We start from the raw sequence: 9196 nt of genomic DNA on the forward strand, positions 1-9196 counted from the left end.
CCCCCTCCCACCCCCCCCCCCCCCCCCCCCCCCTCCCCGCCCCGCCCGCGCCCCCCCCCCCCCCCGCCGCCCCGCCCCCCCCGCCCCACCCCCCCCCCCCCCCCCCCCCCCCCACTACAGGGGCGGCCGGGCATGGCTTGGACTAGAGTTGGAACCGTTTGTTCAGGGAGCCTGTCGCGGAAACTGCAGCTCGCCGCGCGCGCTGCCCATGCGGAACCGGATCGAGCGCAATGCCAGCCCGGTATTGGCCTGAACGACAAAATGCAGGTGCGGGCCGCTGCTGTGGCCGGTGTTGCCGGACAGGGCGATGGCTTGCCCGACAGCCACGCTCTGCCCGGGGCGGACCTTGGCGCTGCCAGCCTGCAGATGGGCGTACAGGGCCATGCTGCCGTCGCTGTGCAGGATGCGCAGCAGGCTGCCTTGCTCCTGGCTGTCCACTACCTGCATCACCCGGCCGGCACGTGCGGCCAGCACTGGCGTGCTTTCGGGTACAGGGAAATCCACCGCGTACAGGTTCTGTGGGTCGGTGTGGCTGTAATGCCCGGCGAAGGCCTGGCTGACCCGGATGCTGGCGCTCTGCAGTGGCAATAGATAGAGATGATCCTGCGGTTGCGCTGCCGGGTCGCCAGGAAACGCATCCAGGGCCAGGCGCAGTGGATTGCCATCATCTTCCAGCCATAACAGGCTGCGCTTCTCACCTGCGGCCAATATGGTAATGGTGGCGGCAGGTGCCCAGCTATCGCCGCGCAGGCGGACCTGTACCGGACCAGCGGTCAGATTGCTGACCACGGCGCTGCGTCCGCCTGCACGTGCCTGCAACTGCAGGCTGGCGAAGGCGTCCGAGCTGGACGCCGCCACGGCAGGCGTCGGTGCCGCAGGTGGCCTCCAGGCCTCACGCCAGCGGCTACTTGGGCTGGCTTCGGCGTCGCCGGCACATAGCAGTGCCAGCGCCAGCAGTACAGGAATGATACGGGGCACAGTCAGGGTCCTTGGTGCAGCGCCTGATTGTGCCTGTTTGGTTGCCCTGGAAACTTATTCATCTCTTTATGCGAATAAAGCGATTGACAGGCGGAAAGGGGGCTGGCAATGTAGCGTCACCATCGAGACCGGCAGAGGGACAGGCCCTTTGAAGCCGGGGCAACCAGCGGACGCGCAAGCGGCTGCGTTTGGTGCCAAATCCTGCGGTGACCTCCGTGTCCGCCGAAAGATGGTTCGTTCCGTACCGCGTGTACGGCGAACACGAGCTCCGCGAAAGCTCGATGGCCGCTCCTTATCGGATACCGCCATGAGTTTCGCCACCGCTACCGCAGTCCAGCTCGCCCCCATCGCTCTCATCGACCGTGCCGACAGCGGCGTCACCGCTGTGCGTGGCGAGATCGAGGTGCAGCTGCGCATGCGCCACGCAGGTCAGCGTGCGCTGCGCCTGCGCTACGAGCTGGTAGGCGTTGCTGGTGCACCGGTGGTACTGGTGGCCGGTGGTATTTCCGCGCACCGCCATCTCGCTGCAAATGCGGGCTATGCCGAAAAAGGCTGGGCCGAAGGTCTGGTCGGCGCTGGCCGCGCACTGGATCCGGCGTGTCGTCGCTTGCTTGGTTTTGACTTCATCGGCGCCGATGGCGAGCTGGATGCCCCCATCGATACCGCTGATCAGACCGATGCCATCGCCGTGTTGCTGGATGCCCTGCGCATCGAACAGTTGCAGGGGTTCGTCGGCTATTCCTATGGCGCCCTGGTTGGCCTGCAGCTGGCGATCCGCCATCCGCGCCGCCTGCACAAGCTGATCGCGGTCAGTGGCGCGCATCGTCCGCATCCATATGCATCTGCGTGGCGCGCACTGCAGCGGCGTGCGGTGGCGCTGGGTCAGCTGCAGTGTGCAGAGAGCCATGGCCTGGCGCTGGCGCGCCAGTTCGCCATGCTCAGCTACCGCACCCCGGAAGAATTTGGTGAGCGCTTCGATGCGCCACCGGAAGTCGTCAATGGCCGTGTGCGTGTCGCCGCCGAGGATTACCTCGACGCAGCCGGCGCGCAGTACGTCGCCCGTACCCGCGTCAACGCCTACCTGCGTCTGTCCGAATCCATCGATCTGCACCGGATTGATCCGGCTGCCGTCAGCGTGCCGACCCTGGTGGTCGCGGTTGAAGGTGACCGGCTGGTGCCGCTGTCGGACCTGGTCGCGCTGGTCGAAGGCCTGGGCCAGCGCGGCAGCCTGCGCGTGCTGCGCTCGCCCTATGGCCACGACGCCTTCCTCAAAGAAACCGATCGCATCGACGCGATCCTCGCCACTGCCCTACGCCTGCCCGGAGAAACCGCATGAGCCTGTCCCACACGTCCGATATCTCCTGTAGCCGTGCCACGTCGGCAGTGCGTGCGGGCATCGACCGCGATACCGCCTACGGTGCGGTGACGCCGCCGATCGTGCTGTCGTCCAACTTCAGCTTCGATGGCTTCGGCAACAAGCGCCAGTACGACTACACCCGCAGTGGCAACCCGACCCGCGACCTGCTGGGCGAAGCACTGGCCGAGCTGGAAGGTGGCGCCGGCGGGGTGATCACCGCCACCGGCATGGGCGCGATCAACCTGGTGTTGAACGCCCTACTGGAGCCGGGCGAGCGTCTGGTGGTGCCGCATGATGCCTACGGCGGCAGCTGGCGCCTGTTCAATGCGCTGGCCAAGAAGGGTCACTTCGAGCTGATCACCGCCGACCTGACCGATCCGCGCTCGCTGGCCGATGCGCTGGCGCAGTCGCCGAAGCTGGTGCTTATCGAAACCCCGTCCAACCCGCTGTTGCGCATCACCGATCTGCGCTTTGTCATCGAGGCCGCGCACAAGGCCGGTGCCAAGGCGGTGGTGGACAACACCTTCCTGTCGCCAGCGCTGCAGACGCCGATCGCCTTCGGTGCCGACGTGGTGCTGCATTCGACCACCAAGTACGTCAACGGCCACAGCGACGTGGTCGGCGGAGCGGTGATCGCACGCGATGCCGAGGTGCACCAGCAACTGGTGTGGTGGGCCAATGCACTGGGCCTGACCGGTTCGCCGTTCGATGCCTTCCTGACGTTGCGCGGCCTGCGCACCCTCGATGCGCGCCTGCGCGTGCACCAGGAAAACACCCGTGCCGTGGTTGAACTGCTGGCTGCCAGCGATGCCGTCTCCAATGTGTACTACCCGGGCCTTGAGTCGCATCCGGGCCATGCGGTGGCGGCGCGCCAGCAGAAGGGTTTCGGCGCGATGCTCTCGTTCGAGCTGGCTGCCTGCCAGGGCGACGATCCGTATGCAGCGGTGCGCGCTTTCCTGGATGGCCTGAATTACTTCACCCTGGCCGAATCGCTGGGTGGCGTGGAAAGCCTGGTCGCGCATCCGGCGACCATGACCCATGCCGCGATGAGCGCAGATGCGCGTGCAGCGGCCGGCATCAGCGAGTGCCTGCTGCGCCTGTCGGTCGGCATCGAATCCAGCGAGGACCTGGTCGCCGACCTGCAGGCAGGTCTTGAGCGCGCTGCCAAGGTGATTACCGAAGCGCAGCTGGCCGCTGGCAACTGTAAAAAAACGGTGGATGCATGAGCGCGGTCCTGCGTCCGCTGGAACAGCCTCAGGCGCGGCTGGTGTTGTTGGGAACCGGTACGGTTGGCTCGGCGTTTGTTGCACGCTACCAGGCATTGCAACAGCGACAGTTGAGCCTGCCTTCACTGCATGTGGTGGCCAACTCGCGCATCGCGCTCGCCTGTGAGGATGCGCCGCATGCGGCGCTGTCGCGTGCGCGTGACGCGCAGCGGCAGGGCGATGAGCCGGTGCATCGCGAGGAAGTAGGGCGCCTGCGTGTTGGCGACATCGTGGTGGATGCCACCGCCAGCGAATCCGTCGCTGCCGACCATGCGCTGTGGTTGGCACAGGGCATTCATGTGGTGACGGCCAACAAGCTGGGTAATGGCACGGCCTTGGCGCGCGCGCAACAGATTGGCGCCTTGGTTGCGACCGGGAATTCCCGCTACGGCGACGCGGCAACGGTCGGTGCGGGCCTGCCCCTGTTGCGCAGCATCCGCGCTCTGGTTGCCGGTGGTGACCACGTGCATGCCATCGAAGGCGTGCTGTCTGGCTCGCTGGCCTGGTTGTTCGACCGTTATGACGGCAGCCAGCCGTTCTCGACCTGCGTGCGCGAAGCCGCCGCTGCCGGTTACACGGAGCCGGACCCGCGCATCGATCTGTCCGGCGAAGATGTACGCCGCAAGCTGCTGATCCTTGCACGTGCAGCGGGCGTGCCGCTGGAGGCCGATCAGATCAAGGTCGACTCGCTGGTGCCGGCGGCATTGGCGGTGCTGTCCGCTGAAGAGGTGGATGGCGCGTTGTCGCTGCTGGACGCACCCTTGGCCGAACGCCTGCAGCAGGCACGCGCGCAGGGTCTGAAGCTGTGCTTCGTGGGCCGCCTGGATGCGCAGGGGGCAAGCGTCGGTCTGCGTGCACTGCCGCAATCCCATGCACTGGCTGGCGGCAGCGGCACTGACAATCGTGTGGCGATCCATAGTGACCGATACAACGCCCAGCCGCTGCTGATCCAGGGGCCGGGCGCAGGTGCCGAAGTGACAGCTGCAGCCTTGCTGGACGATGTACTGGGCATCGTCAATCGCTGAGTGTTGCTGCAGCACCCTTTGCGTGCTGCAACGCCGATTCGTTGCCGATCCAGCCCGGCTGCTGCGGAGTGGGGGGACTGGTATCGGCTCGCACTCGCGCAGACTCCGGATCGGCGGCAAGCATGCCCTTCGAAACTGGCGCTGCAACGTTCTGGCTTTATGATGCCGGGGTATTGGCGTCATGGCGCCAACGTTGCCATTCCGTGCAGCCCGCAGGCTGCCGGTTTCTTGCTCTGACAGGTGTGCTGTGTCCAAAGGTGTTCTGGTTTCGCTGGCAGCGTCCCTGCTGTTCGGTCTGATGTACTACGCCAGCCCGCAGCTGGCACCGCTGCAGGGTGGCGACATCTTTGGCTGGCGCGTGTTGTTCGCGGTGCCGTTGGTGGCATTGATGCTGCATGTGAGCGGCGAGAAGACACTGATTGTCGATACCCTGCGACGCCTGCGGGTTGAGCGTCGGCTGTGGTGGGCGTTGCCGCTGTGCGCAGGCATGGTTGGGGTGCAGCTGTGGTTGTTCCTGTGGGCGCCGTTGCACGGCCGCGCGCTGCAGGTATCGATGGGTTACTTCCTGCTGCCCCTGGTGATGGTGCTGCTCGGGCGCGTGGTCTATGGCGAGCGTCTGTCCGTCCTGCAGAAACTGGCGGTGGCCAGTGCCGCGCTGGGCGTGGGCTGGGCCTTGCTGCGCAACCACGGCCTGTCTTGGGAAATGCTGCTGGTGGCGCTGGGTTATCCGGCTTATTTCCTGCTGCGCCGGCATCTGCGCATTGGCCATCTGGGTGGTTTCTGGGTGGAGCTGGTGCTGTTGCTGCCGGTAGCCTTCTGGGCGGCGATTGGTGACGGCCAGCAACTGCTGGCAGCGTTGGCGCAGAAGCCCGCCCTGTACGCCTTGATCCCGCTGCTCGGGGCGATCAGCGCGGTGGCGTTGATGTGCTACATGCTGGCCTCGAAGATGCTGTCGTTCAGCCTGTTTGGTCTGCTTACCTATGTGGAGCCGGTGCTGCTGATGCTGGCGGCCTTGCTGCTCGGCGAGAGCGTAGGCCACGGGCAGTGGCCGACCTATGTGGCGATCTGGCTGGCGGTGGCGCTGTTGGCCCTGGAGGGCGTGCTGAAGCTGGGCAGGCGCGGCGCCTGAGTGCTCAGCCGCGCTTGGCCCTGGCGGCAAGGTGCTGCAGGACTGCCTCACGGCTCATGCGCGTGCCGTTGCTGTCGACGGTGGTGAAATCGACACCGTTTTCCCAAAGCTGCGGGGCGAACAGCACCGCGATGTCTTCGGAGGCGGTCTGCGTTTGCAGGTTCAACAGGCGCTGGTTGAAGCCGGCAGCGCGCAGCCACGCGTTGTAGCTGGAGTTGTGCTCGGTAGCGAACTGGACCTGGTAGTGGCACTCCTTGCGCTCCGCCTCCTCGGGACGTGCATCACACTGCGGATTCCATTGGTGCAGGCCGATCACCGCATCGGCCTCCAGCTGCCGTTGGTTGGCGGCGGCCCAAAGCGCCACGCACATGCTGGCGCAGTGCGAGCGGACCCGCACCGTGAGGTTGTTGCGGTTGATCAGGCGTGCTGCTTCCAGGCCCGGATTGGCATAGCCGCCACCGCTGGTGATATCGATGCGACGCACGCTGGGGTTGGCATCCAGCATTGCCTTCATCTCGTTGGCGAAGTTCCGGCCGACGCTGCCTTCGATGCGCAGCACGTTGCCGCCTTCCTGTACCGACATCCGCGCCTCGTCGATGTTGGCCATCGTCGTGGACTTCTCGCCCTGGATCACCAGCGCTGCGGGGCCTGCGTGCGGCGAAGCGGTGGCAGGTGCAGCGACATCAGGTGCTGCTGCGGCTGTATCCGTTGCTGGAGGAGCCGGCTTGCGATTGCCAAAGTAGTACGCCAGCAACAGCAGGACCACCGCAGCAAGCACGAGCTTGATCAGGGTTGCCCTGCCATTGCCGGGCGCTGCGGTACGTGCTGCCGTACGTGGGCGTCGTAGCGGTGCCTGCTCGCCAGATTCCTTTCCGCCGTGCATCTGCTTCCCCTGAAGCTGCATTGTGATGGGCGATTCTGGTGTAACGAGCAGAGGCATTGCAATACGCGTGTGCTGGGAATCGGGAGCGCTCGTTTCGTACTTGCCTGTGCTTGCGTGCAGCTACTACGGACGGCTGCGTCGGCGCCACAGCGTGTGGGCCAGTAACGCCAGCAACAGGAGAATGCCCAGGGGCAGGACCAGCAGCATGTTGATTAGCCCTGTCCACCAGGCCAGATCAAGCTGCCAGCTGTTCCATGCCTTGCCATTGGCGGCTCTGATTGCGACAGCCATGTCCATGCCGCTGACTGCTGGCGGTGCTGCGCTCAGCTGGCCTGCCAGCCGGTAGCGTCCGGGTGGGATTGATGGCAGGGGCTGAGTGCAGCTGACGTTGTGGCTCGACCAGCTGTCCACCCGATGGAAAAGGCTGGTGCCGGCGGCAAGCTGTTGCCCGTCGTTTGCCAGTAATCGCCACTGCAGCGTGATTGCGCTGGTGTCTGGCGTTCCTTGTCTCCATGGAGCGGTGCGGTACGCGAATTCCTCATCGCTCAAGCTGCCTGGACGGAGATCCAGATTCAACGCCCAGTGTTCCTGCAGGCGGATGCTGATGGGAATGTCGAAACCGCCATCGGTGGCGATGGCGCCTTGGCCGGGCGCGGCGGTCCAGTAACTGCTCCACAGCCAGCTTGCGCCCAGCCAAAACAACAGAAAAACCAGCAGGCGCCAGCCCCAACGGGGCCAGCGCCGGTTTACCCGCGTATCAGCACTCGATGACGTTGACGGCAAGGCCGCCACGGCTGGTTTCCTTGTACTTGTCCTGCATGTCGCGGCCTGTGTCGCGCATGGTCTTGATCACCTTGTCCAGCGAGACCTTGTGCTTGCCGTCGCCGCGCATGGCCATGCGGCTGGCATTGATCGCCTTCACCGAGCCCATCGCGTTGCGCTCGATGCAGGGGATCTGCACCAGCCCGCCGATCGGGTCGCAGGTCAGGCCGAGGTTGTGCTCCATGCCGATCTCGGCAGCGTTCTCGATCTGGCCGGGGTTGCCGCCCAGTGCAGCCATCAGGCCACCGGCCGCCATCGAGCAGGCGACGCCGACTTCGCCCTGGCAACCGACTTCAGCGCCGCTGATCGAGGCGTTTTCCTTGTACAGGATGCCGATGGCGGCAGCGGTCAACAGGAAGTTGAACACGCCCTGCTCGTTGCTGCCCGGGCAGAAGCGGTCGTAGTAATGCAGGACCGACGGAATGATGCCGGCTGCGCCGTTGGTGGGCGCGGTGACCACGCGGCCACCGGCGGCGTTCTCCTCGTTGACCGCCAATGCGTACAGATTGACCCAGTCCAGCGTGGTCAGCGGGTCGCGCATGGCGGCCTCGGGGCGCGAGGACAGTTCGCGGTACAGCGTGGGCGCACGACGGCTGACATGCAGGCCACCGGGCAGCGTGCCTTCGGAACGGATGCCGCGGGTCACGCAGGACTGCATCGCGTCCCAGATCTCGCGCAGGCCGGCGCGGATCTCATCCTCGCTGCGCCAGCACTTCTCGTTTTCGTACATCATCTGGGCGATGCTCAGGCCGCTGCGCGCGGCCTGCGCCAGCAGCTCGTCGCCGCTCTTGAACGGGTAGGGGATCGGCGTCTGGTCCGGCACGATGCGGTCATCGGCGGCATCATCCTCATTGACCACGAAGCCGCCACCGACCGAGTAGTAATCGCGGGTGGCGATGATCTGGTCGTCGGCATCGTAGGCGGTGAAGCGCATGCCGTTGGTGTGGTACGGCAGCTTCTGGCGTTTGTTCAGGGCCAGGTCGCGCTTCTCGTCGAAGGCGATCTCGCGCTGGCCCATCAGCTTGATGCGCTTGCTGCTGCGGATGCGTTCCAGCGTGGCCGGGATGATGTCCGGGTCGATCTCGTTGGGGCGATTGCCTTCCAGGCCCAGCAGTACGGCCTTGTCGGTGCCATGGCCGCGGCCGGTAAGGGCCAGCGAACCGAACACCTCGGCGCGGATGCGCACGGTGTTGTCCAACTGGCCCGGATCCAGCAGCCAGCGGTGGACGAAGCGCTCGGCCGCGCGCATCGGACCAACGGTGTGTGACGAACTCGGGCCGATGCCGATCTTGAACAGGTCGAACGTACTGACGGACATGCTGATTCTGCGTACTGCGTTGAGATGGCCGCTATTCTACGGGTTCATTGCTGCAGGCCATGTCTGCAGCGCAGCATTCCTTGCGCAGGCGCCGAATGGGATTGACCCTCTACCAACGTGATGATTGCCATCTGTGCGACCTGGCGCTGGCGGTGCTGGCGCAGGCGCGCGCGCCGGAATTCGACAGTGTGTTCATCGATGACGATGCGGCGCTGGAGGCGATGTATGGCGCACGCGTGCCGGTGTTGCGGGATGCGGGCGGCAGGGAGCTGGATTGGCCGTTTGATGCGGCGGTGTTGGTCGCGTGGTTGCCGCCACACATGTAGTGCCGAGCCAAGCTCGGATGGGACGTTATCGGGAAGGCCTCTGCCTAGCATGGCTTGGCACTACATTCCGCTCTCCCGCGTGCTGTAGAGGGG

General features: G+C 65.6%; 9 protein-coding genes and 1 riboswitch. Of the genes, 5 read left to right on the forward strand and 4 right to left on the reverse strand.

What is annotated here, in order from left to right; all coding sequences use genetic code 11:
• Nucleotides 1-162: 162 nt before the first annotated feature.
• On the reverse strand, nt 163-978 hold the full coding sequence (locus AC1VWL_RS18555) for a M23 family metallopeptidase (RefSeq protein WP_482987660.1): 816 nt from the start codon (nt 976-978) through the stop codon (nt 163-165).
• Between the two features lie 116 nt (nt 979-1094).
• A riboswitch (SAM riboswitch) is annotated at nt 1095-1214 on the forward strand.
• A 71-nt stretch (nt 1215-1285) separates the two neighbouring features.
• On the opposite strand from AC1VWL_RS18555, the gene metX reads away from it, so the two are divergent.
• From metX to rarD, 4 genes are all read left to right on the forward strand, one after another.
• On the forward strand, nt 1286-2314 hold the full coding sequence (metX, locus tag AC1VWL_RS18560) for a homoserine O-succinyltransferase MetX (RefSeq protein ID WP_482987661.1): 1029 nt from the start codon (nt 1286-1288) through the stop codon (nt 2312-2314).
• Nucleotides 2311-3561, forward strand: a complete 1251-nt coding sequence (locus AC1VWL_RS18565) for an O-succinylhomoserine (thiol)-lyase (RefSeq protein ID WP_482987662.1) — start codon at nt 2311-2313, stop codon at nt 3559-3561. The genes metX and AC1VWL_RS18565 overlap by 4 nt, the downstream gene beginning before the upstream one ends.
• Nucleotides 3558-4625, forward strand: a complete 1068-nt coding sequence (locus AC1VWL_RS18570; protein WP_482987663.1) for a homoserine dehydrogenase family protein — start codon at nt 3558-3560, stop codon at nt 4623-4625. Before AC1VWL_RS18565 ends, AC1VWL_RS18570 begins: the two co-directional genes overlap by 4 nt.
• Nucleotides 4626-4872: 247 nt before the next feature.
• On the forward strand, nt 4873-5754 hold the full coding sequence (gene rarD / locus AC1VWL_RS18575) for an EamA family transporter RarD (RefSeq protein ID WP_482987664.1): 882 nt from the start codon (nt 4873-4875) through the stop codon (nt 5752-5754).
• A 4-nt stretch (nt 5755-5758) separates the two neighbouring features.
• Here the strand turns inward: rarD and AC1VWL_RS18580 are convergent, their stop codons facing one another.
• From AC1VWL_RS18580 to AC1VWL_RS18590, 3 genes are all read right to left on the reverse strand, one after another.
• Nucleotides 5759-6637, reverse strand: a complete 879-nt coding sequence (locus AC1VWL_RS18580; protein WP_482987665.1) for a hypothetical protein — start codon at nt 6635-6637, stop codon at nt 5759-5761.
• Between the two features lie 123 nt (nt 6638-6760).
• Nucleotides 6761-7339 carry a hypothetical protein gene (locus AC1VWL_RS18585; RefSeq protein WP_482987666.1) on the reverse strand — a complete coding sequence of 193 codons (579 nt, stop codon included), beginning with the start codon at nt 7337-7339 and terminating at the stop codon, nt 6761-6763.
• 55 nt (nt 7340-7394) lie between these two features.
• Complete coding sequence (locus AC1VWL_RS18590; RefSeq protein WP_282265822.1) at nt 7395-8777, reverse strand: L-serine ammonia-lyase; 1383 nt, start codon at nt 8775-8777, stop codon at nt 7395-7397.
• Between the two features lie 95 nt (nt 8778-8872).
• On the opposite strand from AC1VWL_RS18590, the gene AC1VWL_RS18595 reads away from it, so the two are divergent.
• The gene (locus tag AC1VWL_RS18595; RefSeq protein WP_482987667.1) at nt 8873-9103 is read left to right on the forward strand and encodes a glutaredoxin family protein; all 231 of its coding nucleotides are present in this window, start codon (nt 8873-8875) and stop codon (nt 9101-9103) included.
• Nucleotides 9104-9196: the final 93 nt, after the last annotated feature.

It is taken from the genome of Stenotrophomonas sp. STEN063 (genome assembly GCF_056854515.1).